The organism is Sphingobium sp. TomTYG65 (assembly GCF_055395525.1).
Window position 1 is genome coordinate 160,152 of record NZ_AP027330.1, and the last position, 25,465, is coordinate 185,616.

The following is a 25,465-nucleotide window of genomic DNA, read 5'->3' on the forward strand; positions in this document are numbered from 1 at the left end:
AGAGGTTCGTCAGTTTCCATTGCACGAACAGGGCCATGCCGATTTCCACCGCCAATATTTTGCAGATCACCCCGGTTATTCTGGCTGGCGGTTCGGGCACGCGGCTATGGCCGCTGTCGCGCAAATCCTATCCCAAGCAGTTCGTGCCCTTGCTGGGCGAGACGACGCTGTTTCGTGCCGTCGCCCAGCGATTGTCGGGCGGGAATGAACAGTTCGCCTTTGCCCGGCCGCTGGTGCTGACCAATTCGCTGTTCCGCTTCATCATCGCTGAGCAACTGGCGCAGGAGAATATCGACCCGGCGGCGATCCTGATCGAGCCGGAAGGGCGCAACACCGCGCCCGCCATCTTGGCGGCGGCGCTGCATCTGCTGGCGAACGACCCGCAGGCGGTCATGCTCGTTGCGCCGTCCGACCATGTCGTGCCGGATGTTGCCGCTTTTCATGCTTCGGTCGGCAAGGGTCTGGCGGCCGCGCAGGGTGGCGATCTGGTGACCTTCGGTATTCAACCGACGCGGCCGGAAACGGGCTATGGCTATCTGGAAGCGGCGGCGAAGCTGGACGGGTCCGGGCGGCCGGTCAAGCTGGCGAGCTTTGTCGAAAAGCCTAATGCCGCGCGTGCGGAGGAGATGCTGGCGACTGGCAATTATCTTTGGAACGCGGGCATTTTCCTCTTTGCCGCGAAGGATCTGGTCGCGGCGTTCGAAAGCCATGCTCCTGCCATCCTGGCGGCAGTGCGGGTGGCAGTGGAGCAGGCGGAAAGCGACCTTGGCTTCCTGCGACTGGCGGCGGAGCCGTGGAGCCAGGCCGATAATGTCGCCATCGACTATGCGATCATGGAGCGGGCGGAGAATCTTTCGGTCGTGCCCTATGATTCGGAATGGTCGGACCTGGGTGGCTGGGACGCTGTGTGGAGCCATTCGCAGCCGGACGAGAAAGGGGTCGCCCTTTCCGGTTCGGCGACGGCCATCGACTGCCGCGACACGCTGCTGCGGTCGGAGAGCGAGGGTCTGGAGATTGTCGGCTTGGGGCTCGACAATATCGTGGCGGTGGCGATGAACGATGCGGTTCTGATCGCCGACAAATCGCGTACGCAGGACGTCAAGCTGGTGGTCGAGGCATTACAGCGCAAAGGCGCGCCGCAGGCCGAGACTTTCCCGAAGGATCACCGCCCCTGGGGCTGGTATGAGAGCCTGGTAGTGGGGCCGCGTTTTCAGGTTAAGCGCATCACGGTTCTGCCGGGCGCGTCGCTCAGCCTGCAAAGCCATTTCCACCGGTCGGAACATTGGATCGTCGTTGAAGGCACCGCAAAGGTGACAGTGGGTGACGAGGTTCAGCTGCTGTCTGAAAATCAGTCCGTCTATGTCCCGGTCGGGGCGGTGCACCGGATGGAAAATCCGGGCCGCATCCCGATGGTGTTCATCGAGGTGCAGACCGGATCCTATGTGGGCGAGGATGATATCGTCCGGTATGAGGACCGGTACGCGCGGAATTGACTAGGGTCATCCCAGCGAAAGCTGGGATGACGGAGCCAGCGTTAGTGCGCCGCCCCCCAGCTTGGGCCGTGGCCGATTTCCACGCCGAGCGGCACGCTCAGCTTCACGATCGGCTCGGCGGCGGTTTCCATGACGCGGCGGATGACGGTGCTGGCATGTTCGACCTGGCTTTCGGGCAGTTCGAAGACCAGTTCGTCATGGACCTGCAGCAGCATCTTCACGCCGTGGAGCCCGTCTGCAGCGAGGGCGGGTCCCATGCGGGTCATGGCGCGTTTGATGATGTCGGCGCTGGTGCCCTGGATAGGCGCGTTGATCGCGGCGCGTTCGGCGCCCTGACGCTCATGCTGGATCGGCGCCTTGATGCGCGGGAACCAGGTTTTGCGGCCGAACAGGGTTTCGGTGTATCCGCGGGCGCGGGCTTTTTCGAGCGTTTCGGTGATGTAGAGGCTGATGCCGGGGAAGCGCTCATAATAGCGGCTGATCATGTCCTGCGCTTCGTCGGCGCTGATCTCCAGCCGCCCGGCAAGGCCCCAGCGAGAAATGCCGTAGAGGATCGCGAAGTTGATCGTCTTGGCCCTACCGCGCGTGTCGCGGTTGACCTCTCCGAACAGCTGCTGCGCGGTCGCGGCGTGAATGTCCTCGCCCGCGAGGAAGGCTTCGCGTAGCGCGGGCACATCGGCGATATGCGCGGCGAGGCGCAGTTCGATCTGGCTATAGTCCGCCGCGAGGATGACATTGCCCGGCTCAGCGACGAAGGCATGGCGGATCTGACGGCCGACTTCGGTACGGATCGGAATGTTCTGGAGATTGGGATCGGTCGAGGACAGGCGGCCGGTCTGTGCGCCCGACAGCGAATAGCTGGTGTGGACGCGGCTTGAATCCTTGTTGATCTGGGCCTGGAGCGCGTCGGTATAGGTGGATTTGAGCTTGGACAGCTGACGCCAGTCGAGGATTTTGCCTGCGATCTCCGCACCCTGGGCCTTTAGCTGCTCCAATATGGTGACGTCGGTGGAATAAGCGCCGGACTTGCCCTTCTTCCCCCCCTTATAGCCCATCTTGTCGAACAGGATCGCCCCCAATTGCTGCGTCGATCCGATGGCGAAGGGCTGGCCCGCGATTTCGTGGATCTGGCCTTCCAGCTTGGCGATTTCAGCGGTGAATTCGGCGGAAAGGCGGGAAAGGGCCTCGCGATCGACCTTGATGCCTTCATGCTCCATGCGCGCAATGACGGAGACGAGCGGGCGATCGACCAGTTCATAGACGCGGGTCGCGCCTTCATTGGCGATGCGGTTCTTGTAGATTTTCCACAGGCGCAGCGTCACGTCCGCGTCCTCGGCGGCATATTCGGTGGCCTTGTCGAGCAGCACTTCGGCGAAGCTGATCTGGCTCTTGCCGGTGCCGCAGACATCCTTGAAGCTGATGCATGTGTGATTGAGGTGAACCTTCGCCGCCTCGTCCATACCGTGGCCGGCAAGGCTCTGCCCGGCGTCGAGGTCGAAGCTCATGACGATGGTGTCGTCATAGGGCGCGATTTCGATGCCGTGGCGGCGCATGACCGTCAGGTCATATTTGAGATTCTGGCCGATTTTAAGGACGCTATCGTCCTCCAGCAGCGGTTTCAGCCTGGCGAGGACGAGGTCCTTGGGGAGCTGTTCGGGCTTTTCCGCAAACATGTCCTTCCCGCCATGACCCACCGGGATGTAGCAGGCGGCGTTCGGCCCCACGGCGAGGCTGACGCCGACCAGCGCGCAGGACACACAATCGAGCATGTCGGTTTCGGTATCGACCGCGACAAGGCCCTCCGCATGAGCGGCCGCGATCCAGCGGTCGAGCGCTTCCTCCGTCACGACCGTTTCATAGAGGCTGCGATCGATCGGCGGCTCTTCTTCCAAGACCGGCGCGGCGGGCGCAGTCGCCTCAGTGACGGCAGCGGCCGCCGTTGCGATCGCCACAGCGGCCGCGGGCGCACCCAGCCGGGCGAGCAGTGACTTGAAACCATGATGTTCGAGGAAATTCTGAAGCGGTTCGGACGGGATGCCCTTCAGCGTCAGTTCTTCAAGCGGCTCGGGCAGGTCCATGCCGTCGTGCAGCGCCACCAGCTTGCGCGACAGGCGGGCCATGTCGGCATGCTCGATCAGATTTTCCTGCATCTTCGATTTCTTCATGCATGGCGCGGCTTCGAGCGCGGCTTCCAGGCTGCCATATTCGGTGATGAGCTTGGCGGCGGTCTTGGGGCCGATACCCGGGATGCCGGGGACATTGTCGACACTGTCGCCCATGAGCGCGAGGACGTCGCCCAATTGCTCCGGCTGGACGCCGAACTTGGTCATCACATAGTCCGCGCCGCGCCGCTCATTCTTCATCGTGTCGTACATATCGACGCCGGGCTGGATGAGTTGCATCAGGTCCTTGTCGGAACTGACGATAGTGACATGCCATCCCGCCGCGACGGCGGCCTTGGTATAGCTGGCGATGATGTCGTCGGCCTCAAAGCCCGCTTCCTCGATGCAGGGGAGAGAGAAGGCGCGGGTCGCGTCGCGGATCATCGGGAATTGTGGGACCAGATCCTCCGGCGCAGGCGGGCGGTTCGCCTTATACTGGTCGTACATATCGTTGCGGAAGGTATGGCTGCCCTTGTCCAGCACGACCGCCAAATGAGTCGGCCCTTCCGCCTTGCCCAATTCGTCGGCCAGCTTCCATAGCATGGTGGTATAGCCATAGACTGCGCCCACCGGCTGGCCATGGCGGTTGGTGAGAGGCGGAAGCTGGTGATAGGCGCGGAAAATATAGCCGCTGCCGTCGACAAGGTAGAGATGATTCTGGGGCATGGCGGACGGGATAGCCGGTTATCCCGGAGCGCTCCAGTGCGGTTGTTGCACAGCAGCCACATGGCCCTGAAATGATAATCGAACCAATTGGCTTCTCTATCGTTTCCTAAGTCACCAATATGGAGACGAACCATGCGGAATGTAATTTTGCTTGTTGCAGGTTTGGCAGCTGCTGCCAGCGTAGGCGGCTGTTCGCGCGAAACGACGCGTGATGGCTTGCGTGGCGCCGGTATCGGTGCGGTCGGCGGTGCCGTTGCAGGGGCTATCGTTCCTGGTCTGGGCGTCGCAGAAGGCGCGGCGATCGGCGCGGCTGGTGGCGCAGCGGTCGGTGTCGCTACGTCGGACGGTGAACGCCGCTGGCATCGCGATAGCCGTGGACGCGAATATTATATCGATCGCAACGGCAACCGCGTTTACCGTTAAGCGGCAGGCCGCCGTGCCAGGTGCACGGACCTTATCGAAATGAGAAGTCATTGGGCGCAGCGATGGCCGGGGCGGGGTAAGATCGCTCCGGCGATCGCGGCGCTCTTTGTCAATCTCATCATCGGTTATGCGTTGATCATGGGACTGCGCGCCGCTCCGTTGTTGCGGGCGGTGGATGATGCGCGATTGACTCTGTTTAATCTCAAGCCGCCGGTGGAGGAGAAGCTTGAGCCCGTCAAACCGGAGCAAGCGCGCGTAGCGCGGGCCGAAGGTGGTGCTGCGCCTCCTTCGCCGCGTCGTCGTGGTTTCGAGGATGATGTCGTGAACAAACCGGTGGTCGCGCCCGCTCCGGCCATCGTTGTGCCCGCACCGGCCCTGCCCGCCGCAACGCTGCCGGTCGGGACCGTGGATGGCGTGGGCGGGACCGGAGAAGCTGGTGTTGGAAATGGTCGCGGTTCAGGCGGTACCGGCAATGGGACGGGCAGTGGCGCCGGTTCTGGAGCCGGTGCTGGCGACGGTGGCGCCTTTTCCCGCGCCAAGCAGACAGGCGGACGCTTTCGCAACTCGGACTTTCCGAATTGGCTGCGGGGGGTGGGGCGCGTGAAGATCGGCGTCCGTTACGCCATCGGCCCGTCAGGCCATGTCGACAATTGCGAGATCATCGAAAAGAGCGGCTATGCCGAGGTGGACGCTATGACCTGCCGCATCATCATGGAGCGTTACCGTTTTCGCCCCGCGCGCGACCCGGACGGATATGCGGTCACCGAGGTGCGGGAGGAGGATTATCGCTGGCGGGTGCGGTAAGGAGGCCGACACTTCCTTCTCTGCTTCGTCATCCCGGGCCCTTCGACAAGCTCAGGACCGGCTTGATCCGGCATCCCGCTGCTGGACCCTTGGATCAGATCCAGGGCGACGGTTCTCAGTTGAGAACTTCGCTCGCCCGCTCCGGTGGGCGGGCGATGACTGCGCCCTTTTCTGTAATGACGATGGCGCGCTCGATCAGGATCGGATGGGCGGCCATGGCGTCGAGCACAGCCTTGTCGTCGCTGACGTCCAGGCCGATCTCCTTGACGACCGCTTCACCCCTGCGGACGGCTTCGGATGGGCGGACGCCTGCCTTTGCCAGCACCGCTTCGATCTCGGCGCGGCTGGGCGGGGCCTTGAGATATTCGACGACCTCGACCTCAACCCCTGGAGCGGCTTCCAGTATCGCGAGCGCGGCCCGCGATTTGGAGCAGCGGGGATTGTGCCAGATGGTCGCCTTCATGACTGATCCTTACCGCGTCCGTTCAACCGGGTTGCCGGGCTGATACAGCTCGACTTCCATGTTCGAGAAGAAATATTTGAAGTTCCAGTATGCATAATAAGGCAGCGCAAGGCCGAATGTGATCACGCTTAGAAGAAGAAGGCCCAGCGACATGACGAAATATTCCATGAAGTGGCCGGTGAAGATGATCTTGCCCTTTTGCATCTGGTGTCCCCCCGTTGTTCTTTTCCAACCCGCAAGGTCATGCCCCCATGACCTTGTCTAGGCGTCGTCACGCTCCAACCATTCTTCCAGCCACTTGATGGTGTAATCGCCGTTCAGGAACTCAGGGTCCTTCAGCAGCTTCTGGTGGAGCGGGATCGTGGTCTTCATGCCTTCGATCACATATTCCTCCAGCGCGCGCTTCAGCCGCATGATCGCGCCTTCGCGGGTGCGGCCATAGACGATCAGCTTGCCGATCATGCTGTCATAGTAAGGCGGAACGCGGTAGCCCTGGTAGAGGCCGCTATCGACGCGGACATGCATGCCGCCCGGAACATGATAGCTGGTGACGGTGCCCGGCGACGGCGCGAAAGTGCGCGGGTCTTCGGCGTTGATGCGGCATTCGATGGCGTGGCCGTGGAACTCGATATCCTGCTGCTCGACCGAAAGCGGCTTGCCTTCCGCCACGCGGATCTGTTCGCGCACCAGGTCGACGCCCGTGATCATTTCCGTCACGGGATGCTCCACCTGCAGGCGGGTGTTCATCTCGATGAAGTAGAACTCGCCGTTTTCCCACAGGAACTCGATCGTGCCCGCGCCGCGATAGCCCATGTCGGCCATGGCCTTGCGCACCACTTCGCCCATCCGGTCGCGCTCGGCGGCGGACAGGACAGGGGAGGGGGCTTCCTCCAGCACCTTCTGGTGGCGGCGCTGGAGCGAGCAGTCGCGCTCGCCCAGGTGGATGGCGTTGCCGTTACCGTCGCCGAAGACCTGGAATTCGATATGCCGGGGGTTGCCCAGATATTTTTCCATGTAAACGGTGTCGTCGCCGAAAGCGGCCTTGGCCTCACTGCCAGCCTGCTTCATCAGCGTTTCGAGCTGGTCTTCGGACGGCACGACCTTCATGCCGCGACCGCCGCCGCCCGACGCTGCCTTGATGAGGACGGGGTAGCCGATCTTCGCGGCCACTTCCTTCGCTTCCTCCACGCTGGAGAGCGCGCCGTCGGAGCCGGGGACGAGCGGCAGGCCGAGCGCGCCTGCGGTGCGCTTTGCCTCGACCTTGTCGCCCATGATGCGGATATGTTCGGGCTTCGGACCGACGAAGGCGATATTATGCGCCTCCACGATTTCCGCGAACTGGGCGTTTTCCGACAGGAAGCCATAGCCAGGATGGATCGCGTCCGCGCCGGAGATTTCGGCGGCGGAAATGATCGCGGCGACGTTCAGATAGCTGTCCTTGGCCGCAGGCGGGCCGATGCAGATCGCTTCGTCGGCAAGGCGCACATGCATGGCATCGGCGTCGGCGGTCGAATGGACCGCCACCGTCTTGATGCCCATTTCATGGCAGGCGCGATGGATGCGCAGGGCGATTTCGCCCCGGTTCGCGATCAGCAGCTTTTCGATGGCCATGTGTCGCGCGGCCTTATTCGATGACGATCAGCGGCTGGTCATATTCGACCGGCTGGCCGTTATCGACCAGCACGGCCTTGACCGTGCCGGCGTTGGGCGCGGTGATGGCGTTCATGACCTTCATGGCTTCGACGATGATGACCGTGTCGCCCGCCTTCACGGTCGAACCGACCGGCGCGAAGGGCGCGGCGCCCGGCTCTGCGGCGAGATAGGCGGTGCCGACGATCGGCGAGCGCACGGCATTGGCGGCTGCGGCGGGCGCGGCCTCGGCTGGCGCTGCTGCGGCAGGAGCGGCGGCGACCGGGGCCGCTGCCACGGGGGCGGGCGCGTAGGCGATGGCGTTGCCGCCGCTGGCGGCCTTGCGCGCGACGCGGATCTTGCGATCGCCGTCCTCAACCTCGATTTCCGTCAGGTTGGTGTCGTCGAGCAGTGCGGCGAGATCCCGCACCAGTTGTACGTCGACCTGCATTGCGCCCTTTTCAGCCTTGTCGTTCATTTGAAGTCCCTGGACGGTGAATTATCGTTACTGTTGCCCGCGCCTATGCGCATTTGGGTCCAAGCGCAACTTTTGAGCGATGAGTTACAATTCGAGCGCGGCTTCGAGCGCGAGCATATAGGACATTGCGCCAAAGCCCGCTACCGTTCCCTTCGCAGCCATGCCGACATAGCTTTTATGGCGGAAAGGTTCGCGCGTGTGCGGATTGGACAGATGCACTTCGATCACCGGCACGCTGATGCCCTTGATCGCGTCGTGCAACGCGATGGACGTGTGGGTAAGGCCGCCCGGATTGATGATGACGGCATGCGCGCCTTCGGCATGTGCCTCCTGCAGCCAGTCGATCAGATGGCCTTCATGATTGGATTGGCGGAAATCTATTTCCACATGGGCGCGCTGCGCCGCATCCTCCATGCGCTCGGCAATGTCGTCCAGCGTGTCGTAACCGTAGATTTCCGGCTCCCGCGTGCCCAGCATGTTGAGGTTGGGGCCGTTCAGCACAAAGATTTTACGCGCGTCGGCCATGACAATCCCCCTTAGCATGTTGCGGCGGGGACGTGGCGGCCCCTATATGCGCGGTGATCTTTAGCCTTTCGTGTCGCGCCAAGTCGAGACACCTTCTTTGCCGGGAACAGAGCATTGCACGTCGACGGGACCCTATCCATCCACATCAATGGCGAGCACCGCAGGGTGCGCGCGGGCATCACGTTGGCGGAACTGGCCAGCGAATTGGGGTTCGTGCCCGAAAAGGTCGCGGTGGAACGCAATCTGGAGGTCGTGCCGCGATCGACGCTGGCGCAGGTTCTGGTCGAGGATGGCGACGAGCTGGAGATCGTGCATTTTGTCGGCGGTGGCGACCATCCTGTCGCGGGGGGCGGCGGCGATGTTTCCGCCGTGGATGACGACAGCTGGACGGTTGCGGGCAAGGCTTTCCGGTCGCGCCTGATCGTCGGCACCGGCAAATACAAGAATTTCGAGCAGAATGCGGCGGCGGTCGAAGCGTCGGGGGCGGAAATCGTCACCGTGGCTGTGCGGCGAGTGAACGTATCGGACCCCAAGGCGCCGATGTTGACCGACTTCATCGATCCCAAGAAGATCACTTATCTGCCCAATACAGCGGGCTGCTACACTGGCGAGGAAGCGATCCGCACCCTGCGGCTGGCGCGCGAGGCGGGCGGCTGGGACCTCGTCAAGCTTGAGGTGCTGGGCGAGGCGCGGACGCTCTATCCCGACATGGTGGAAACGCTGCGCGCGACGGAGATATTGGCCAAGGAAGGCTTCAAGCCGATGGTCTATTGCGTCGATGACCCGATCGCCACCAAGCGGCTGGAGGATGCGGGCGCGGTGGCGATCATGCCGCTGGGCGCGCCGATCGGGTCGGGGTTGGGCATCCAGAACCGGGTCACGATCCGGCTGATCGTCGAGGGTACGAAGCTGCCGGTGCTGGTCGATGCCGGCGTGGGAACCGCGTCCGAAGCTGCCGAAGCGATGGAGCTGGGCTGCACGGGCGTGCTGATGAACACCGCCATTGCCGAGGCGAAGGACCCGGTGCTGATGGCCGCGGCCATGAAGGCGGGGGTTGAGGCGGGCCGGATGGCCTATCGCGCCGGGCGGATGGGCAAGCGCATGTATGCTGATCCCTCCAGTCCGCTGGCTGGGTTGATCTGAACGAACGGAGTTCAGTAGAAGTCCATACTTTCGCCGCCGCAGCAAATTGACGCTGCGGCTGCTTCCTCTTATGGCCTAAGCCGGGTTCAGGAGGAGAAGTGCGATGGTGAAGAAGCTCTATCCCGATGCTGCATCTGCGTTGGAGGGCCTTCTTTTCGACGGCATGCACCTTTGCGCGGGTGGTTTCGGCCTGTGCGGTATTCCTGAACGGCTGATCGACGCCATCCGCGATTCAGGCGTCAAGGACCTGACCATCGCTTCGAACAATGCCGGTATCGACGGCGAGGGGCTGGGCAAGCTGCTGCGCACCCGGCAGGTCAAGAAGATGATCTCCTCCTATGTCGGCGAGAACAAGGAGTTCGAGCGGCAATATCTGAGCGGCGAACTGGAGGTGGAGTTTTCGCCTCAAGGCACGCTCGCCGAACGCTGCCGCGCTGGCGGGGCGGGCATTCCGGGCTTCTACACCAAGACGGGCGTCGGCACGGCCGTGGCGGAAGGCAAGGAGGTCAAGGTCTTCGACGGGCAGGAATATATATTGGAGCGCGGCATCTTCGCCGACCTGTCCATCATCAAGGGGTGGAAGGCGGACGAGAGCGGCAACCTGATCTTCCGCAAGACCGCCCGCAACTTCAACGCGCCGATGGCGACGGCCGCGAAGATCTGCGTGGCGGAAGTGGAAGAGGTGGTGCCTGTCGGCAGCCTGGACCCCGACACGATTCACCTGCCGGGCATTTATGTGAAGCGCATGATCGTCGGCGCGCCCTATGACAAGAAGATCGAATTCCGCACTGTGCGCCAGAGGGAGACCGCCTGATGCCCTGGACTCGTGACGAGATGGCCGCGCGGGCGGCGAAGGAGCTGAAGGACGGCTTCTACGTGAACCTTGGTATCGGCATTCCAACGCTGGTGGCGAACCATATTCCGGCAGGGGTGGAAGTTACGCTGCAGTCGGAAAACGGCATGCTCGGCATCGGCCCCTTCCCCTATGAGGGTGAGGAGGATGCCGACCTCATCAATGCGGGCAAGCAGACGATCAGCGAGCTGCCGAATACCGTCTATTTCTCCAGCGCCGACAGCTTCGCCATGATCCGCGGCGGGCATATCGACCTGACCGTGCTGGGCGCGATGGAAGTCGCGGAAAATGGCGACATCGCCAACTGGATGATCCCAGGCAAGATGATCAAGGGCATGGGCGGCGCGATGGACCTGGTCGCGGGCGTCAAGAAGATCATCGTCGTCATGGAACACACCTCCAAAAATGGCGATCCCAAGTTCATTCCGGGCTGCACCCTGCCGCTGACGGGCAGGAATGTGGTGGACATGATCGTCACCGACCTTTGCGTGTTCCAGCGGCCGGACCATGACAGCCCCTTCAAGCTCATCGAACTCGCGCCGGGCGTGACGGCGGAGGAAGTCGCCGCTAAGACTACGGCTCACTATCTGAGCTGAGGAACAGCGGCATGAGCCTGGACGGCACCTATGACGAAGCCAATGTCTTCGCCCTGATTCTTCAGGGGAAAATCCCTTCGACCAAGCTTTACGAGGATGAGCACACATATGCCTTCCTTGACATCCAGCCGCAGTCGAAGGGGCACAGCCTGGTCATTTCCAAATGGTCCAAGGCGCGCAACATTCTGGAAGTCGAGGATGAGGCGCTGGCGCAGGTGATGGCGACGGTGAAGAAGGTGTCGATTGCTCTGCGCAAGGCACTGGGACCCGACGGCATCCATGTCGCGCAGTTCAATGGGGCGCCCGCGGGACAGACCGTCTATCATCTGCATTTCCATATCGTGCCGCGATGGGTGGGCGGGCCGACCGGCTTTTCCGCCCATGCACAGGGCAATTTCGCCGACCCGGCGGCTCTGGAAGCGCTGGCGGAAGAGATTCGTGCCCAATTCTGAGCTGTCTGCTTCATTCCATGACCGGTCAGTTGCGAACCAAGGGGCTTTGACATGGCGCTGAAGCCGTTCAAGGCGCCCGGCGCGCGGCTGGCGCTGCGGTCCAAGCCCGCCAGCCAATATTTCGCTGCGGGAGAGGGCGAGGCGGAGGTCATCCTTGACATCTCGCGCCTGCTGTCGCGCAGCTTTCATGCCGCGCCGACCGGGATCGACCGGGTCGAATATGTCTATGCGCGCGAACTGCTGGAGCGGATGCCGGACAGGCTCGCCTTCGCGGCGGTGCATCCGGCCGGAGGCTATTATGGCCGGCTGAACGAGGCTGCGGTACGCCAATTCCTCGCCTTCACCGCCGCGCGCTGGCGCAACAGCAAAGTGAAGGATGAAGCGGCGAGCAGGGCGGCGGTGATCCGCCACCTGATTGCGCTGCGGCCGCGTCCGGTGCCCCGCGCAACGGGCCCCCGCGTCTATCTGCAGGTGTCGCCGCACCATCTGGACGATGCCGATCAGGTCGGTGCGATCCTGCGGGCCGAAGGCGCGCGCTTCGTGACGTTGGTGCATGATGTGATCCCGCTCACCCACCCGGAATTCGCGCGGCCGCAGGGGGCGGTGGAGCATCTGCGGCGCGTGCGCACTATTGATCGCTACGCGCATGGCATCATCGGCAACAGTCAGGCGACCATCGATGCGCTGGCCCCGCATATGGCGCGCGGGCTGGATGGACGGAGCCTCTGCGTCGCCCATTTCGGCGCGGACCCGCCCGACCTTGTGGGCGGCGAGAGCCATGCCGTGCCCTCGCGACCCTATTTCGTCTATATCTCCACCATCGAGCCGCGCAAAAATCACCTGCTGCTGCTGAATGTCTGGCGGCGGTTGATCGAGCGGCTGGGCGACGAGGCGCCGATGCTGGTACTGATCGGCCGGCGCGGATGGGAAAATGAAAATGTCGTCGATATGCTGGAGCGGGCCGAGATATTACGCGGCCATGTGATCGAGGCAGGCAGCGTGCCCGACACGGAGATGCACGCGCTGGTCGCGGGTGCGCGGGCGATGCTGATGCCCTCGTTCGAGGAAGGTTTTGGCATTCCGGTGATCGAGGCGCTTTCGGTCGGAGTGCCGGTGATCTGCAGCGATATCGTCGCCCATCGTGAAGTCGGCGGGGCAGCACCGGACTATCTTGATCCGCTCGACGGGCTCGGCTGGATGCGGATGATCGAAGCTTATCGCCGCGCGGATTCGCCTGAGCGTGCGGCGCAGATGGCGCGCATCGAAACATGGCGTGCGCCGCGATGGTCCGATTATTTCGACATCATCACGCGCCTGCTGGACGATGTGACGGCTTGCGCCTTCGCTTGACGTCCTTGTCGGGGGCAACCATGAAATCCTTGTGCATATCTGCTTCTCCGCTGCTTGTTGCGCGAGCTTCCTAGAATGAAGGCGCTGCCCTTTTTGCGGTCGCCGCCCTTTCCCGGCATTGCGCCATCGGTCGCGGCGGTGAGCGCCATGAGCAGCGCGGCTGTCGACGCAGCGGCCGTGCCTGACAGCCTGCTGGAACAGATCGCGCAGGCGCGGGTGGGCGGAGCGTTCTGGGGCCAGCGCCGCGAGGGCGTCAAACTGGTCGGGCGGGCGGGCTGTCCGGCGGATATCAAGGGGCTGGGCAAAGCGGAAGTCCTGATCCTCCCCACACGCGAGACGGCAAAACCTATCGATCCGTGGAGCGCGATTGCGGGAGCGCGGGCGGTTCATGCCGATGCGGATGATGAACTGGCCATCATCGCGGGTTTGCTGGGCGTGCCGGTCTATGGACCTGACAGCGCGCTGATCCCGCCGGAGCGGCTGCGCGACGCGGCGAAGCAGGCGATCGCTTCCGCCGCCTATCGCGACTGTTTCAGCGGCGCGCCCGCCACTGCGGACGCCGTGGTGGCGCATCTGGCCGATTGGCGGCGGCATCTGGACGGGAACCGCGACATTGCCGCGGCCAGCGGTATGGCCTTTTGGAAGAGGGAGGCGATGCGGCGCTTCCTGTGGGACGGGACGCGATCGCCGCCTTTTCTTTCACCATCCGCGGGGTTGCGCCGGGCGCGGCGCGCGGGTGGGTCGCTGGCGGTCTGGCCCTCGCGCGTGCCTGCCGCGCTGCTGGACGAGGCGGGGGAGACGGCCGTGCCAGTCGCTCGTGTAGAGGATGGCTTCCTCCGGTCCAAGGGGCTGGGTGCTGCGCTGACGCCGCCGGGATCGGTGGTGATCGATCGATCCGGCATCTATTATGACGCGTCGCGGCCAAGCGATCTGGAAAGCCTGATCGCCACGCATGATTTTTCGCCTGCGTTGCTTGATCGCGCGCGGCGGCTGCGCGCCATGATCCGGGCGTCCGGGGTCACCAAATATGGCCAGGAGGCGGGGCGGATGCTCGACCTTCCGACCGCCAGGCGGACGGTGCTGGTGGTGGGGCAGGTGGAGGACGACCTGTCTGTGCAACTCGGCGGGGCGGGCGTCACGGGTAATCTGGACCTGCTGAGCCGTGTGCGGCGGGCCGAGCCCGACGCCCATATCATCTATCGCCCGCATCCCGATGTGCATGCCGGGCTGCGGCGCGGGCACTTAAGCGATGCGGTGGTGCATCAGCATGCCGACGCGCTGGATAGCGGCGCGCCCCTCATGACGCTGGTCCAGGCGGTGGACGAGGTGCATGTGCTTTCCTCGCTCACCGGGTTCGAGGCGCTGCTGCGCGACCGGCCGGTGACGGTGCACGGCATGCCCTTTTACGCCGGTTGGGGACTGACGCGGGATCTGGCCGAACCTAACGCGCGGCGAAGGCGTCAGCTGACCATCGATCAGCTTGTCGCCGCCGCCTTGATTCTCTATCCTCGTTATCTGGACCCGGTAACCCGGTTGCCCTGCGGCCCTGAGATCATGGTGGGACGCCTGGGCAGCGGATCGACGTCACCTATTTCATGGCTCATCCGGCTACGGACGCTACAGGGGAAAATGCAAAGATTTATGACTTTGTCCGCCGAGTATCTCCATGGCTGACGGCCAGGCCAAAACCTTCCTTTTCCTCCAGGGTCCGCACGGACCGTTCTTCGCGATGCTGGCCGACGCGCTACGGGTGCGGGGGCATGAGGCGCTGCGGATCAACATCAACGGCGGCGACAAGGTCGATTGGCCTGGAGAGGCGGCCGATTATCGCGGCTCCTTCCGCAACTGGCCGCTCTTCTTCGATGATTTCATCGTCCAGCATGGCGTCACAGACCTGATCCTCTATGGCGACTGCCGCCCCTATCATGCCTCGGCGCACAAGATGGCGCGGTTGCGCGGCCTGCGGGTGCATGTGCTGGAGGAAGGCTATATCCGCCCGGACTTCATGACGTTGCAGGAAGATGGGGTGAACGGCAATTCCACCCTGCCGCTCGATCCGCAATGGTATCTGGATCAGGCGTGCAACCTGCCGCCGGAGGGCGGGCGGGAGCCGCAAATCCCTTCGACCTTCCGCCAGCGGGCGGTCAATACGACGAGGAACGGGTTGGCGTCGGCGATGATGTGGCCGATTTTCCCCTTCTACCGCACGCACCGGCCCCAAAGCTTCCTGCTGGAGGCCGCCGGATGGTTCAAGAAGCTGATGCTGCGCAAGCGCGATATCCGCGCGTCGCGGGTCGAATGGGAGCGGGTGAAGGACAAGCCCTATTTCACCCTGCCGCTGCAGCTCGATTCCGATTATCAGATCCGCGTCCATTCGCCCTTCGGCAACATGCGTGCGGCGTTGCGTTTCGTGATCAAGAGCTTCGCTCGCTACGCGCCGGAGGGCACGTCCCTGCTGGTGAAGCGGCATCCGCTCGATTCGGGGCTGGTCGCCTGGGAAAGGCTGACACGCCGTCTGGCCGCCCATTATGGTGTGGAGGACCGGATCTTCTACCTCGCCGACTGGGATATTGCCGAAGTGGTCGGCCGGTCGCTCGGCGTCGTCACGGTGAACAGCACGGTGGGAACGCTGGCCCTCAACCGGGATAAGCCGGTGCTGGTTCTGGGGCATGCCGTCTATAAGGTGCCGGGCGTCGTATATAAGGGCACGTTGGACGAATTCTGGCTCGATCCGGGGTCGCCGGACCAGACGCTATATGCCGCTTTCCGCCGGGTGCTGATCGATCGTTGCCTGATACGCGGCGGCCTGCTGAGCGATCAGGGTCTGGCGATGCTGGTGGGCAACGCTGTCGACCGCCTCTGCGCCCCACCGCATCGGGCCGAGGGCGCTTGGCACGGGCGTATGCGGCGGGGCAATCTGGCCAGCGTCAACTGAGCGTCGGGAGCCCGGCGGTGCGCAGAGCCTGATTGAGATAACGGTGAAAAGCGCGGCTGCGGACGGGTGGACGCGCACGAAGCCAGGCGAGCGCGACGACGGGTCGCCATAGGTTGAGTTCACTGATGCTGGTCCCACTTGCGTCCCGATAGGCGCGGCTCAGATGGCGCGCGGCCCAATCGCGCCACAGGGCCGTGATCGGGTCGGCAGGGCCTTCTCCGAAACGCATGAGCATTTCGCTGCGAACCACATCGGCTGCGGGAGCGCCCATGGCCGCCTTTGCCCAGTCGAGGATGATCAAATCGCCGTCACTCAAGAGGATGTTGTCGATGTGAAAATCGCCGTGCAGCAGATGATCCCCATCCGGCAGATGCGCCAGATATTCTATCGCCACCTTTTTGATCGCGTCGGGGGCAGGACCATAATCGATATCGGTCGCCAACACTGTCTTTACCTGGCGCAGGCCCGAAATGGTCGGACTATGTATAGTGCGAAGCAAGTCAGCCATTTTGGTAAGCAAGGTTGCAGCGGAAAACGGCTCCTTCCGGACAGCAGAGGCCACGGAGACGCCATATATTTCCGGGTATATGAGCGCGGACTTTTCCTTGACGCTTACACGGCTGCATGGCGCTACCGTCGGCAGGCCGAGCGATGCCGCCAGCCCTGCCGCCATCATTTCTCGCTGGATCATTTCTTCTGAAACGGCGGAATGATAAATTTTGATGATCTTCCCATTTCCGATGCTGAGCACCTCTGAACTTTTGCCGCGTCCAATCAGCGTCCAGCCCGGCTTTCCACCATCACCCCTATCGCCTTGCGCCTTTTGGTCAGGCGCATGGATTTGCCCTTCGGCAAATTGATGGTAGCTGCGGTGCACAAAATGCAAATCTACAATCCCTTGGAAAGTTTCGGGAGCTTGCCCCTATGAAAGAGTTGATCGCCTTTGATCTCGACGGAACGCTGGCGGAAAGCAAGCAGCCTCTTGGCGAAGAGATGGGCGAAGCGATGGCCGACCTGCTGACCGTGGCCCATGTCGCGGTGATTTCCGGTGGGGATTGGCCGCAGTTCGACAAGCAGGTGGCGAGCCGTCTTCCGGGCCGCGCGGATCGGTCGCGGCTGTGGCTGATGCCGACGACCGGGACCAAACTCTATACCCATCGCGAGGGCGGTTGGGCGCCGGTCTATGCTGAACTGTTCGATGATGGACAGAAGGAGAAGATTCTCGCGGCCTTTGACCAGGCGCTGGAAGCGACGGGCTTCGTTCCGGAGCAGACCTGGGGCGAACGGATCGAGGATCGTGGCAGCCAGATCACCTTTTCCGCGCTTGGGCAGCAGGCCCCCATCCATGCGAAGGAAGGGTGGGACCCGGACTTCGCCAAGCGCCGCATCATCCAGGCGGATTTGCGGGAGCGTCTGCCCGGCCTTTCCATCAACATGGGTGGCGCGACATCGATCGATATCACGCGAGAGGGTGTGGACAAGGCCTATGGCCTCAAGAAGCTGCGCGATGCGAGCGGTATCGCACTCGACGCGATGATGTTCATCGGAGACGCGATCTTCCCCGGTGGCAACGACTATCCGGCGAAACAACTCGGCCTGGACACGGTGCGCGTGCGCGATCCGCAGGAAACGCTTTCGGTGATCGCCGCAATCGTCTCCTGCCAGAAGTAACCTGTCCCGCTGATCCGTTTCATGGCGGTCATTCGAACGCTTTGTGGTCAGTGCGCGGTCGGGTGCGGTCTGCGCGCGGTAACCGGGGAGGGGCGGGATGTGTCCTTCACCGGCGATCCGGTGCACCCGGCGAATGCCGGACTGCTCTGTGCGCAGAGCGATGCGCTGACGGCGATGTTGCCCTTGGAGGGGCGGCTGCTTCATCCCTTGGCGGAGGGGCAGCGTGTGACTTGGCAGCGCATGATCGCGCTCACCGCCAAGCGGCTGAAGGATGTGCTTGCCCGGCACGGTCCGCGCAGCGTGGCGATGCACGTTGCAGGCGATCTGCTGACGGAAGATTATTATGTCGCCAACAAGCTGATGAAGGGATTCGTCGGCTCCGCGCATATCGACAGCCCGTGCTGGGACGATGACGGCATGGAAGCGGCCTATCGCGAGGCGCTGGGTGAGGACGTCATGGCTGGTGCCTATGAGGATTTGGAGCAGGCGGACCTGATCCTCGTCCTGGGCGCGTCCGCCCTTTCGCGCCACCCGGTCCTGGCGGAGCGGATTGAGATGGCGCGGGCGGAGAGAGGCGCGCGTCTCGTCCTTCTCGCCGAGCAAGATGATGCGCCTGAGTTGGGCGCTGACTTCCGCCTGAATATAGCGCCGGGGAGCGCGGCTGCGCTGCTGAATGGATTGCTGCTGCACGCCCATGACCGGAGCCTGCTGGCCGACGCCTACATGGCGCGGCATGTGAATGTGGCGGAGCAATTCTGGATAAGGCTACGACGAGACCATGACCTCTGGTCCGTCGCACGCCGCTGTGGTCTGTCCCATGGAGAGGTTCGCGCCTTTTACGACCTGTTCGCGCCGGCAGAGCGGGTGGTGACGCTCTTTGGCCCGGCTCCGGGTGAAGACCGTCCGGACCTGCCGCGGGCGATCCTCAATCTGCATCTGGCGATGGGCTGGATCGGCACGCCCGGCGCAGTGCCCATGGGCATTGCGCGCGTGCCTAACGCCATGGGTGCCCGAGAAGTCGGTAGCGATAACCAGCAACTCGCCGCGCACCGGGATTTTTCGGCCCAAGCCCTGGCGCAGACCGCGCGCTTTTGGGGAGCGCGGCAGATAGCGGGGGAGGCCGGTTTGGCTGGCGCCGCGCTGGCCGAGGCAATAGAGGACGGCCGGATCAAGGCGCTGTGGCTGCTGGGCGGCCTGCCGCCTGCAGGCCATCCCCTGCGCGCCGTGCTGGCGAAGGTGCCGCTCGTCATCCTGTCCACCGCCTGGCTTGAGCAAGGGCTCGCCCTGGATCATGTTCTTGCTCTACCTGCGCCCGTCTGGGTGGAGAAGGATGGGACTGTCACGAGCGCGGATCGCTTGATCAGCCGCCAGCGGCGCTTGTTCCCGCTACCCGGCGAAGCCAAGCCTGACTGGTGGAGCCTGACGCAGATTGCTCGCGCTATGGGGTGGCATGACGCCTTTCACTATGAGCGGCCCGCCGAGATTTACCGCGAGCATGTGCGCCTGACCGCTTATGAAAATGGCGGAGAGAGAGTGCTGAACCTCCGGCGGCACGCGCCGATTTCGAACCCGGCTTATGATGAACTGACGCCGTGGCGCTGGGGCGAAATCCCTTTCGATGGGGGACGTTTCCCAACCTGCGATGGCAAGGCTCGGCTGCTGATCTAGGGCATGTCCGATTGGATCGGATATGCCCCCATTCCCCTATGATCGCCGCATTTTCCCGGCCAGCAGATGATGCCATCTGCTTCGAACATGCTCTAGCCGCTGCGCGCAATGCCCTTCAGATGGTGAAGCAGCAGGTCGCCATTGGCTTCCCAGGTAAAGCGCAGAGCAGCGTCCCGCACCGCCTCGCGCTCGGGCGGGTGGGTGAGCAGGTCGCCGATGGCGGTAGCGATGGCGTCAGGATCGCGATCGACGATATGGCCTGCCTCGGGACGGTCGAGCAGTTCGCGCGCGCCGCCTACATCGCTGATGACGATCGGCGTCCCGCAAGCGAGCGATTCGACCCAGGCGTTGGCAAGCCCCTCCGATGAGGACGGAAGCGCCATCACATCGGCGGCGGCGTAGATGCGCGGCAGCCGATCGTGCGGGACGGAGCCCAGAAAGCCTATGCGGCGATCGACCCCCAGTTCTTCCGCCTGCTTTTCCAAGGCGCGGCGATATTGGCCCTGACCAGCGAAAAGAAGGGTGACGCCGGGAAGGCGGGGGAGCGCCTGCACCAGAAGTTCCTGGCCCTTGCGGGGGATGAGCGCGCCGACGCAGAGGATCAGCGGACCTTCAAAACCCAATGCTTCCTTGGCAGCGGCGCGATCGGCAATCTCGAACCGGTCGAGATCCACGCCGGTGTAATGGACGCGGATCTTGTCGGCCTCCATGCCCATCTTCACCATCGACCGGCGCATCGCGCTGGACACGGCGAGCAGACCTGCGGCGTCTTCACCGGCGCGTCGGACCATGCGGCGGGTGTCCCGGCGCTTGCCCCAATAATGAATGTCGGCGCCGCGTGCCTTCACCGAATAGGGGATACCGAGTGCGCGGGACAGGCGCTGCGCAACGGGGCCGTCGGGGAAGAAGAAGCTTGCGTCGATGACGTCGAAGGGCTGCTGTTCATGCAGATGCCGCACCAGCGGCAGGATGGCCCGCGTCATGCTGCCGACGTTGAAGCGCGCACCAATCTTCGGGATTGTAGAGAAGAGGGGGCGGTACACGGTCATGTCCTGCCACCTTTCCTTGCGCGGCAGCGCCCGGAGCGGAGCATAGCGGCTTGCAAGACCGATTGGCCAGATCGGTACGCCGAGCGGCGCGATTACCGTCACCTTCACATCCGGGCGGCTGGCCAATTCTCGAGCCTGCCGTTCGACGAACACCCCGAAATTGGGGCGGCTCATGTCGGGGAACAGGGTCGAGAGCGTAAGGACATTCAGCGTCATGCCGCCTCCCTTAAGGCATCGCGGTTAATCGAGAGTTAGGGGTGAAGCAGGGCCTTGGCTATAATTGTCTGACTAGCTGGACCGCGACGGCGCCCCAGGGTGGGTCACTGATCACTTGCTGGCGGCTACCGCTGCCCAGCGGCAGAATGTGCAGCCGATCCCCTTCGCGTCCGATCAGCCGGCCAAAGACGAAACGTCCGGCATGGCGGGGCAGCAGCATGTCCCGGTTGAGGGCGCTTGCAAATTCGTCCGGCCCGATGCGGCGGCACCAGATTTCGTCGCCGCTGCGGTAATCGCCAATGCTGGCCGACACCTGAACCCCAATCATGGCGTCCGCAGGCACGGGTGGCGGGAAGGAGAGGCTGCGCGTGGGGGCGCGCGCCCCTTCCGGCCCGAGCAGTGCGGCCACGGGCACGACGCTTTGGCCAGGCAGGGCCACAAGTTCGGACGATCCCACGCCCAGCGCCTCTGCGATACGATTAAGCCAGTTGACCGATACGGTTCGCGTGCCCGTTTCCAGCCTGCCAATGGTCTGCGCGGTGGTCGGGGGCTGGCAAAGGGCGGCCACCTGCTCCAGCGTCAACCCTTTGGCTTTGCGAACCTCTCTGATGCGGGTAATCATGCTTGTTCCAGATTTCACCTATTTGGTTTTTCTTCTTTCCTACAATTGGTTCGTCATGGCAAGGCCCTTCCTGAGGTTCATCCAAAAGGAGTCATCGATGCGAAACCAGTTTGTGGAGCAGAAGATCGAAGACCCAGCAGGCCATGTCCAGATAGTGGCGGTGAATATCGGCGAATCGCCGCTCTCCTGGCTCCATGCGCGCGGACATGTGACCGATCGGCAATATCGCGCGGGCGACCTGTTGCGGAGTGATTGGGAGAAGGCGGGGCTGGGGCCGAGGGTCACGATGCGGTGGGAGGCGGCGCCTGTGAGCGGCGGGCGCCGAGCTGGGGCGGCAGCGCCCGATCCCACCGTGATGCAATTGTCGGCGCGTGACCGCTTTCACGCCGCCATCGCGGCTGCAGGGCCGGGGCTCAGCGACATATTGTGGCGCGTTGCCTGCGCGGGCGAAGGACTGGTGTCTGCGGAGCGGGCGTTAGGTTGGCCCAGTCGTGCGGGCAAGCTGGTGTTGACGCTCGCCCTGGATCGGGTAGCGGATTGGTACAGGGTGGCGTAACAGCCTAACGAGCGAGTTCTCCACCCAGCAACAGCAGCAGCTTCACATCGATGGCGTAGCCTTCGGCCCGCCAGGCGGCGACCCGGCGGGGCACATCGTCGAAGGGCACGCGGTGGACGCGAATATCCTCGCCGTCAACGCCGCCGCCTTCGCCCGTCTTTTGCAGATCATGAGCACGGAAGAGGCAGAAGCTTTCCGACACCATGCCGGGCGAGCTGTAGAAGTCGCCTGCCGCTTCCATCCGCCCAGCGCGGTAGCCTGTCTCTTCCTCAAGTTCACGCGTGGCGGCGAGGACGGATTCCTCGCCTTCTTCATTGTCCCCGACGAGGCCCGCAGGCAGTTCGATGCAGCGTCGGCCCAACGGGACGCGGAATTGATCGACCAGCAGCACATGGCGCGTGCCGTCTGCATCCTCGTCGATCGCCAGGATGACGGCGGCATGGATTCCGCGCGCCCGTCCCACATATTCCCACCGGCCGCGGCGTTTAGCCGTGATGAAGCGGCCCGCCCACATGATTTCCTCTGCGGCGGCCATATCCTGTTCGCTCATAATTCGATCAGCCTGTCAGGCAATTCGTTGACGTCATCTTGCTCGCGCGGGAAATGCAGCGCCAGAACGGAGCCGACCTGGCGCACGGCCTGCGCAAGCCCTTCCCCGGCTTTTCCGGATCGGATGGAGTCGATCAGTGCCGCCATGGCGTCGCCCCAGGCTTCCGGTTTGACCTTCTCGTTGATCGCGCGGTCGGCCACGATTTCGGCGCGATGTTCATCAAGCGAGAGATAAATGAGGACGCCGGTGCGCCCGCGCGTTCGCGCTTCAGCGGCGGTGCGGAAAAGCAGGATCGCGCGGCGCCGGACGCGCCTGGCCTTGGTTGCGCGCGGTGTCACCAGCATCCGGAGCGGCATGATCGCGAGTAGGTAGCGCACCGCCAGGAATTTCAGGATGAGCAGGCCCGTAAGCCCCATCAGCAGTTTCCAGTCCGCCAGTTCATGTTCCCAGTCGAGCAACAGCGAGGACAGGAAGGCCCGAAGCTGAGCGGGAAACGCCGCCATCAGTGTCAGGGCGAGGAATATGGCCGCCGCCGCCCAGCTGAGGCCGACATCATGATAGCTGTCAGAACGCCGAGCCACGATGGTGACGATCTCACCGGATGTATGCGCTTCCGCTTCTGCCACCGCAGCGGACACGAGGTCATGATCGGCCTGACTAAGGAGCAGTTGCATCACCAGCTCCCCGACGCGCCGCCGCCGCCGAAGCTGCCGCCGCCTGAAAAGCCACCACCGCCACCGCCGTCGCTCCAGCCGCCGCCACCGCCGCTTCCCCAGCCCGAACCTAAACCGGGTCCCCACAGAATGACGGGAGCGCTTATTCCGCCGCGCCGATAGCGTCTGCCGCCGCGCGCCCGCGACATCAGCGGCAATATGATGAAGAACAGGAAGAACAGGATGATCCAGAAGCCGGCGATACCGTTGCCGCCATCGTCTTGCTGCCGCGCCTGCGCCTCCGCTTGGGCGGCGCGGGCCCTGGCCTCGTCAGGTGGGAGGGCGAGGATCGCCGCGATCTGGTCTATCCCTGCATTGACGCCGCCCGCCATATCGCCGGCCTTGAAACGAGGCGTGATCACGTTGCGAATTATCTGAGACGACAAGGCGTCCGTCAAAACGCCTTCGACGCCATAGCCTGCTTCGATCCTGACCTTCCGCTCATTGGGCGCAACGATCAGCAGGGCGCCTTGGTTATTCTTGTCGCCAATCGCCCAGGCTCGGCCGAGCCGATAGCCATAATCGGCGATGTCATAGCCTTGCAGATCGGGAATGGTCGCCACCACCAAGGCTCGCCCGCTCGCTTGCTTTTGCGCGATCAGCTTCTGGCTGAGCGCCTGTTCCTGAGCCGGATCGAGGATGTTGGCCGCATCCACCACGCCCTTTTCATCGAACTTCGGAAAGGTCTGCCCCTGCGCGGCGGGTATCCAGACCAGCAGCGCAAGGATCAGGAGCAGGCGGCGGAGCATGGCGCCTTAATTGCCGAAATCGACCTTCGGCGCTTCTTCTGCGCCGGGAGTCGTCGCCTGGAAGGGCGTCATCGGCTTGGCCCCATGAATGATCTTCGCGCCGATCGCGTCGGGGAAGGTGCGGATACGCGTGTTATAGGCGCGAACCGCCTCATTATAGTCGCGGATCGCCACGGCGATGCGATTTTCCGTGCCTTCCAGCTGCGACTGCAGGTCGAGGAAATTCTGGTTGGTCTTGAGGTCGGGATAGGCTTCCACCGATGCGAGCAAGCGGCCCAGCCCCTGGCTGAGTTGCGCCTGCGCCTGCTGGAACCGCTGCACCTTGGCCGGATCGGACAGATCCTCCGCATTGACCTGGACCGATGTGGCCTTTGCGCGCGCCTCGGTCACCTTGACCAGCGTGTCCTGCTCCTGCTTGCCAGCGGCCTTCACGGTCGCGACCAGATTGCCGACCAGATTGGCGCGGCGCTGATATTGCGCCTGAACATCGGCCCATTTGGCCTTGGCAACCTCCTCGGCGGCGGGGACGCTGTTGATACCGCACGCCGACAGCGCGAAGGCCGACAGCAGCGGAAGGAGAAAGGCAGGGAAAAAACGGCGCAGGATCGTCATGGAACATCCTCGGCTTTGTTACGAAGACGGAAATAGGTGGTTGTGGATGCAGGCGCAACGCCTCATCCTGTCAAACACGCAATCAGGACAAGGGGTTCGTAAATGGGGCTGATTTCTGAATTCAAGGCCTTCATCAACCGCGGCAATGTGATCGATCTGGCCGTCGGCGTGATCATCGGCGGGGCCTTTGCCACCATCACCAAGTCGTTGACCGACGATCTCATTATGCCGGTCATAGGCTTTCTGTTCGGGGGTGCTGACTTTTCCCGCTACTTCATCCGGCTTGGCGATATTCCGGCCGGGTTCAAAGGCAACCCGGAAAGCTATGCCGACCTGAAAACTGCTGGCGTCGCGATGCTGGGGTGGGGCGAGTTCCTGACGGTACTGGTCAATTTCCTGATCCTGGCCTTCATCATCTTCCTGTTGGTGAAGACTGTGAACAGGCTGATGCCCAAGCCCGAAGAAGGACCTGCCGCTACTCCGGAAGAGATAATGCTGCTGCGGGAAATCCGCGACAGCGTCAGAAAATAAGTCGTTTCTGCGACGAAAGGAGCGTGCGGTGGGAACCATCCGCCGTGCGACCAGTTGATCGCGGTCAGAGTTCCGGGCGCACTGTGCGGCCGGGCCTCTTGCCGAATGACGTCAGCCCCTGGGGGGCGCAACAGGAGAAAACGCCGTGAAAACCATCGTCTCAGTCCTTGGCCTTGCCAGCTTGATCGCGCTTGCTGCGTGCGATTCCAAGCAGGAAAACAAGGTCGAGAACGCATACGAGAATCAGGCGGACGCCATCGACAACCAGGCCGAGAATATGGAAGCGATGGCCGATAATCTGTCCGGCAATGCCGAAGCCGCTGCTGAAAACGCCGCCGACACCCTGGAGAACAAGGCTGACGCGACGCGTGAAGCTGGCGAGAAGGCGGCTGATGCTGCTGAAAAGAAGGCGGACCACTAAGCCTTCCGCTTTCCAGTTCGAAAAGGGCGTCGCGATGAGGGTCGCGGCGCCCTTTTTGCTGCGGCTTCAACGTCTTTAACGGGCCTTTAACCACGCCATCCCCATGGTGCCGTCGCGCGCATCCGTGAAGGCCAA

At 63.3% G+C, this 25,465-nt stretch carries 28 protein-coding genes; 15 read left to right on the forward strand and 13 right to left on the reverse strand.

All coding sequences use genetic code 11. The features are described from left to right. Positions 1 to 35 precede the first annotated feature (35 nt). The gene (locus tag ACZ5Y5_RS00845) at positions 36 to 1,493 is read left to right on the forward strand and encodes a mannose-1-phosphate guanylyltransferase/mannose-6-phosphate isomerase (RefSeq protein ID WP_464809334.1); all 1,458 of its coding nucleotides are present in this window, start codon (positions 36 to 38) and stop codon (positions 1,491 to 1,493) included. A 41-nt stretch (positions 1,494 to 1,534) separates the two neighbouring features. On the opposite strand, the gene polA is transcribed toward ACZ5Y5_RS00845, so the two are convergent. Beyond that, on the reverse strand, positions 1,535 to 4,321 hold the full coding sequence (gene polA / locus ACZ5Y5_RS00850; RefSeq protein WP_464809335.1) for a DNA polymerase I: 2,787 nt from the start codon (positions 4,319 to 4,321) through the stop codon (positions 1,535 to 1,537). Between the two features lie 132 nt (positions 4,322 to 4,453). Between polA and ACZ5Y5_RS00855 the strand changes: the two genes are divergently transcribed. Both ACZ5Y5_RS00855 and ACZ5Y5_RS00860 read left to right on the forward strand, forming a co-directional pair. Continuing rightward, positions 4,454 to 4,744 carry a hypothetical protein gene (locus tag ACZ5Y5_RS00855; protein ID WP_464809336.1) on the forward strand — a complete coding sequence of 97 codons (291 nt, stop codon included), beginning with the start codon at positions 4,454 to 4,456 and terminating at the stop codon, positions 4,742 to 4,744. Positions 4,745 to 4,783: 39 nt separating this feature from the next. Next, complete coding sequence (locus ACZ5Y5_RS00860; RefSeq protein WP_464809337.1) at positions 4,784 to 5,548, forward strand: energy transducer TonB; 765 nt, start codon at positions 4,784 to 4,786, stop codon at positions 5,546 to 5,548. Between the two features lie 115 nt (positions 5,549 to 5,663). Here ACZ5Y5_RS00860 and arsC read toward each other — a convergent pair whose 3' ends face one another. The 5 genes from arsC to aroQ all read right to left on the reverse strand — a co-directional run bounded on the left by arsC (position 5,664) and on the right by aroQ (position 8,643). Then, positions 5,664 to 6,011, reverse strand: coding sequence for an arsenate reductase (glutaredoxin) (gene arsC, locus ACZ5Y5_RS00865; RefSeq protein ID WP_464809338.1), 348 nt, complete (start codon positions 6,009 to 6,011; stop codon positions 5,664 to 5,666). Between the two features lie 9 nt (positions 6,012 to 6,020). Then, positions 6,021 to 6,215, reverse strand: coding sequence for a hypothetical protein (locus ACZ5Y5_RS00870; protein ID WP_464809339.1), 195 nt, complete (start codon positions 6,213 to 6,215; stop codon positions 6,021 to 6,023). 57 nt (positions 6,216 to 6,272) lie between these two features. Next, positions 6,273 to 7,622 (reverse strand): acetyl-CoA carboxylase biotin carboxylase subunit, encoded by a 1,350-nt coding sequence (gene accC / locus ACZ5Y5_RS00875; RefSeq protein WP_464809340.1) that lies wholly within the window; start codon positions 7,620 to 7,622, stop codon positions 6,273 to 6,275. 13 nt (positions 7,623 to 7,635) lie between these two features. Further along, on the reverse strand, positions 7,636 to 8,118 hold the full coding sequence (gene accB, locus ACZ5Y5_RS00880) for an acetyl-CoA carboxylase biotin carboxyl carrier protein (RefSeq protein ID WP_464809341.1): 483 nt from the start codon (positions 8,116 to 8,118) through the stop codon (positions 7,636 to 7,638). 84 nt (positions 8,119 to 8,202) lie between these two features. Further along, on the reverse strand, positions 8,203 to 8,643 hold the full coding sequence (aroQ, locus tag ACZ5Y5_RS00885) for a type II 3-dehydroquinate dehydratase (RefSeq protein ID WP_464809342.1): 441 nt from the start codon (positions 8,641 to 8,643) through the stop codon (positions 8,203 to 8,205). Between the two features lie 114 nt (positions 8,644 to 8,757). Here aroQ and thiS point away from each other — a divergent pair, with 114 nt between their 5' ends. The 7 genes from thiS (at position 8,758) to ACZ5Y5_RS00920 (ending at position 15,972) form a co-directional block, all read left to right on the forward strand. Continuing rightward, the gene (thiS, locus tag ACZ5Y5_RS00890) at positions 8,758 to 9,786 is read left to right on the forward strand and encodes a sulfur carrier protein ThiS (RefSeq protein ID WP_464809343.1); all 1,029 of its coding nucleotides are present in this window, start codon (positions 8,758 to 8,760) and stop codon (positions 9,784 to 9,786) included. A 103-nt stretch (positions 9,787 to 9,889) separates the two neighbouring features. Beyond that, on the forward strand, positions 9,890 to 10,600 hold the full coding sequence (locus ACZ5Y5_RS00895; protein WP_464809344.1) for a CoA transferase subunit A: 711 nt from the start codon (positions 9,890 to 9,892) through the stop codon (positions 10,598 to 10,600). Beyond that, complete coding sequence (locus ACZ5Y5_RS00900; RefSeq protein WP_464809345.1) at positions 10,600 to 11,235, forward strand: CoA transferase subunit B; 636 nt, start codon at positions 10,600 to 10,602, stop codon at positions 11,233 to 11,235. The genes ACZ5Y5_RS00895 and ACZ5Y5_RS00900 overlap by 1 nt, the downstream gene beginning before the upstream one ends. Before the next feature lie 11 nt (positions 11,236 to 11,246). Continuing rightward, positions 11,247 to 11,687 carry an HIT family protein gene (locus ACZ5Y5_RS00905; protein ID WP_464809346.1) on the forward strand — a complete coding sequence of 147 codons (441 nt, stop codon included), beginning with the start codon at positions 11,247 to 11,249 and terminating at the stop codon, positions 11,685 to 11,687. A gap of 51 nt (positions 11,688 to 11,738) precedes the next feature. Beyond that, complete coding sequence (locus tag ACZ5Y5_RS00910; RefSeq protein WP_464809347.1) at positions 11,739 to 13,037, forward strand: glycosyltransferase family 4 protein; 1,299 nt, start codon at positions 11,739 to 11,741, stop codon at positions 13,035 to 13,037. A 75-nt stretch (positions 13,038 to 13,112) separates the two neighbouring features. Next, the gene (locus ACZ5Y5_RS00915; protein WP_464809348.1) at positions 13,113 to 14,711 is read left to right on the forward strand and encodes a capsular polysaccharide export protein, LipB/KpsS family; all 1,599 of its coding nucleotides are present in this window, start codon (positions 13,113 to 13,115) and stop codon (positions 14,709 to 14,711) included. Beyond that, the gene (locus ACZ5Y5_RS00920; protein ID WP_464809349.1) at positions 14,704 to 15,972 is read left to right on the forward strand and encodes a capsule biosynthesis protein; all 1,269 of its coding nucleotides are present in this window, start codon (positions 14,704 to 14,706) and stop codon (positions 15,970 to 15,972) included. Before ACZ5Y5_RS00915 ends, ACZ5Y5_RS00920 begins: the two co-directional genes overlap by 8 nt. Here ACZ5Y5_RS00920 and ACZ5Y5_RS00925 read toward each other — a convergent pair. Continuing rightward, positions 15,965 to 16,849, reverse strand: a complete 885-nt coding sequence (locus ACZ5Y5_RS00925; RefSeq protein ID WP_464809350.1) for a phosphotransferase family protein — start codon at positions 16,847 to 16,849, stop codon at positions 15,965 to 15,967. The genes ACZ5Y5_RS00920 and ACZ5Y5_RS00925 overlap by 8 nt on opposite strands. Before the next feature lie 47 nt (positions 16,850 to 16,896). Here ACZ5Y5_RS00925 and ACZ5Y5_RS00930 point away from each other — a divergent pair, with 47 nt between their 5' ends. Together ACZ5Y5_RS00930 and ACZ5Y5_RS00935 are read left to right on the forward strand one after the other, a co-directional pair. Next, the gene (locus ACZ5Y5_RS00930) at positions 16,897 to 17,643 is read left to right on the forward strand and encodes an HAD-IIB family hydrolase (protein ID WP_464809351.1); all 747 of its coding nucleotides are present in this window, start codon (positions 16,897 to 16,899) and stop codon (positions 17,641 to 17,643) included. A 21-nt stretch (positions 17,644 to 17,664) separates the two neighbouring features. After that, complete coding sequence (locus ACZ5Y5_RS00935; RefSeq protein WP_464809352.1) at positions 17,665 to 19,311, forward strand: molybdopterin oxidoreductase family protein; 1,647 nt, start codon at positions 17,665 to 17,667, stop codon at positions 19,309 to 19,311. 92 nt (positions 19,312 to 19,403) lie between these two features. Here ACZ5Y5_RS00935 and ACZ5Y5_RS00940 read toward each other — a convergent pair whose 3' ends face one another. Continuing rightward, complete coding sequence (locus ACZ5Y5_RS00940) at positions 19,404 to 20,576, reverse strand: glycosyltransferase (RefSeq protein WP_464809353.1); 1,173 nt, start codon at positions 20,574 to 20,576, stop codon at positions 19,404 to 19,406. Between the two features lie 58 nt (positions 20,577 to 20,634). Next, positions 20,635 to 21,198: a helix-turn-helix domain-containing protein gene (locus ACZ5Y5_RS00945; protein ID WP_464809354.1), complete on the reverse strand. Its 564-nt coding sequence runs from the start codon at positions 21,196 to 21,198 to the stop codon at positions 20,635 to 20,637. 97 nt (positions 21,199 to 21,295) lie between these two features. Between ACZ5Y5_RS00945 and ACZ5Y5_RS00950 the strand changes: the two genes are divergently transcribed. Beyond that, positions 21,296 to 21,754, forward strand: coding sequence for a DUF6456 domain-containing protein (locus ACZ5Y5_RS00950; RefSeq protein ID WP_464809355.1), 459 nt, complete (start codon positions 21,296 to 21,298; stop codon positions 21,752 to 21,754). A 4-nt stretch (positions 21,755 to 21,758) separates the two neighbouring features. On the opposite strand, the gene ACZ5Y5_RS00955 is transcribed toward ACZ5Y5_RS00950, so the two are convergent. The 4 genes from ACZ5Y5_RS00955 to ACZ5Y5_RS00970 are packed head-to-tail and all read right to left on the reverse strand — an operon-like array spanning position 21,759 to position 24,378. Next, positions 21,759 to 22,304, reverse strand: a complete 546-nt coding sequence (locus ACZ5Y5_RS00955) for an NUDIX hydrolase (protein WP_464809356.1) — start codon at positions 22,302 to 22,304, stop codon at positions 21,759 to 21,761. Continuing rightward, positions 22,301 to 22,978 (reverse strand): TPM domain-containing protein, encoded by a 678-nt coding sequence (locus tag ACZ5Y5_RS00960; protein ID WP_464809357.1) that lies wholly within the window; start codon positions 22,976 to 22,978, stop codon positions 22,301 to 22,303. Before ACZ5Y5_RS00960 ends, ACZ5Y5_RS00955 begins: the two co-directional genes overlap by 4 nt. Continuing rightward, positions 22,978 to 23,766 carry a TPM domain-containing protein gene (locus ACZ5Y5_RS00965; protein WP_464809358.1) on the reverse strand — a complete coding sequence of 263 codons (789 nt, stop codon included), beginning with the start codon at positions 23,764 to 23,766 and terminating at the stop codon, positions 22,978 to 22,980. Before ACZ5Y5_RS00965 ends, ACZ5Y5_RS00960 begins: the two co-directional genes overlap by 1 nt. A gap of 6 nt (positions 23,767 to 23,772) precedes the next feature. After that, positions 23,773 to 24,378 carry a LemA family protein gene (locus tag ACZ5Y5_RS00970; RefSeq protein WP_464809359.1) on the reverse strand — a complete coding sequence of 202 codons (606 nt, stop codon included), beginning with the start codon at positions 24,376 to 24,378 and terminating at the stop codon, positions 23,773 to 23,775. Between the two features lie 102 nt (positions 24,379 to 24,480). Between ACZ5Y5_RS00970 and mscL the strand changes: the two genes are divergently transcribed. Both mscL and ACZ5Y5_RS00980 read left to right on the forward strand, forming a co-directional pair. After that, positions 24,481 to 24,909, forward strand: a complete 429-nt coding sequence (gene mscL, locus ACZ5Y5_RS00975; RefSeq protein ID WP_464809360.1) for a large conductance mechanosensitive channel protein MscL — start codon at positions 24,481 to 24,483, stop codon at positions 24,907 to 24,909. A 145-nt stretch (positions 24,910 to 25,054) separates the two neighbouring features. After that, positions 25,055 to 25,330 (forward strand): hypothetical protein, encoded by a 276-nt coding sequence (locus tag ACZ5Y5_RS00980; protein ID WP_066524755.1) that lies wholly within the window; start codon positions 25,055 to 25,057, stop codon positions 25,328 to 25,330. Positions 25,331 to 25,465: the final 135 nt, after the last annotated feature.

Bases quoted from the DNA above. Each gene is read 5' to 3' on its own strand.
- ACZ5Y5_RS00860 (WP_464809337.1), top strand. From the start codon at position 4,784: ATGAGAAGTCATTGGGCGCAGCGATGGCCGGGGCGGGGTAAGATCGCT.
- aroQ (WP_464809342.1), bottom strand. From the start codon at position 8,643: ATGGCCGACGCGCGTAAAATCTTTGTGCTGAACGGCCCCAACCTCAAC.
- ACZ5Y5_RS00895 (WP_464809344.1), top strand. From the start codon at position 9,890: ATGGTGAAGAAGCTCTATCCCGATGCTGCATCTGCGTTGGAGGGCCTT.
- ACZ5Y5_RS00935 (WP_464809352.1), top strand. From the start codon at position 17,665: ATGGCGGTCATTCGAACGCTTTGTGGTCAGTGCGCGGTCGGGTGCGGT.
- accB (WP_464809341.1), bottom strand. From the start codon at position 8,118: ATGAACGACAAGGCTGAAAAGGGCGCAATGCAGGTCGACGTACAACTG.
- ACZ5Y5_RS00945 (WP_464809354.1), bottom strand. From the start codon at position 21,198: ATGATTACCCGCATCAGAGAGGTTCGCAAAGCCAAAGGGTTGACGCTG.
- ACZ5Y5_RS00845 (WP_464809334.1), top strand. From the start codon at position 36: ATGCCGATTTCCACCGCCAATATTTTGCAGATCACCCCGGTTATTCTG.
- arsC (WP_464809338.1), bottom strand. From the start codon at position 6,011: ATGAAGGCGACCATCTGGCACAATCCCCGCTGCTCCAAATCGCGGGCC.
- ACZ5Y5_RS00900 (WP_464809345.1), top strand. From the start codon at position 10,600: ATGCCCTGGACTCGTGACGAGATGGCCGCGCGGGCGGCGAAGGAGCTG.
- ACZ5Y5_RS00915 (WP_464809348.1), top strand. From the start codon at position 13,113: ATGAAGGCGCTGCCCTTTTTGCGGTCGCCGCCCTTTCCCGGCATTGCG.
- ACZ5Y5_RS00920 (WP_464809349.1), top strand. From the start codon at position 14,704: ATGGCTGACGGCCAGGCCAAAACCTTCCTTTTCCTCCAGGGTCCGCAC.
- ACZ5Y5_RS00965 (WP_464809358.1), bottom strand. From the start codon at position 23,766: ATGCTCCGCCGCCTGCTCCTGATCCTTGCGCTGCTGGTCTGGATACCC.
- ACZ5Y5_RS00905 (WP_464809346.1), top strand. From the start codon at position 11,247: ATGAGCCTGGACGGCACCTATGACGAAGCCAATGTCTTCGCCCTGATT.
- ACZ5Y5_RS00870 (WP_464809339.1), bottom strand. From the start codon at position 6,215: ATGCAAAAGGGCAAGATCATCTTCACCGGCCACTTCATGGAATATTTC.
- ACZ5Y5_RS00955 (WP_464809356.1), bottom strand. From the start codon at position 22,304: ATGAGCGAACAGGATATGGCCGCCGCAGAGGAAATCATGTGGGCGGGC.
- polA (WP_464809335.1), bottom strand. From the start codon at position 4,321: ATGCCCCAGAATCATCTCTACCTTGTCGACGGCAGCGGCTATATTTTC.
- ACZ5Y5_RS00940 (WP_464809353.1), bottom strand. From the start codon at position 20,576: ATGACGCTGAATGTCCTTACGCTCTCGACCCTGTTCCCCGACATGAGC.
- ACZ5Y5_RS00855 (WP_464809336.1), top strand. From the start codon at position 4,454: ATGCGGAATGTAATTTTGCTTGTTGCAGGTTTGGCAGCTGCTGCCAGC.
- ACZ5Y5_RS00970 (WP_464809359.1), bottom strand. From the start codon at position 24,378: ATGACGATCCTGCGCCGTTTTTTCCCTGCCTTTCTCCTTCCGCTGCTG.
- ACZ5Y5_RS00950 (WP_464809355.1), top strand. From the start codon at position 21,296: ATGCGAAACCAGTTTGTGGAGCAGAAGATCGAAGACCCAGCAGGCCAT.
- ACZ5Y5_RS00910 (WP_464809347.1), top strand. From the start codon at position 11,739: ATGGCGCTGAAGCCGTTCAAGGCGCCCGGCGCGCGGCTGGCGCTGCGG.
- ACZ5Y5_RS00930 (WP_464809351.1), top strand. From the start codon at position 16,897: ATGAAAGAGTTGATCGCCTTTGATCTCGACGGAACGCTGGCGGAAAGC.
- accC (WP_464809340.1), bottom strand. From the start codon at position 7,622: ATGGCCATCGAAAAGCTGCTGATCGCGAACCGGGGCGAAATCGCCCTG.
- mscL (WP_464809360.1), top strand. From the start codon at position 24,481: ATGGGGCTGATTTCTGAATTCAAGGCCTTCATCAACCGCGGCAATGTG.
- ACZ5Y5_RS00960 (WP_464809357.1), bottom strand. From the start codon at position 22,978: ATGCAACTGCTCCTTAGTCAGGCCGATCATGACCTCGTGTCCGCTGCG.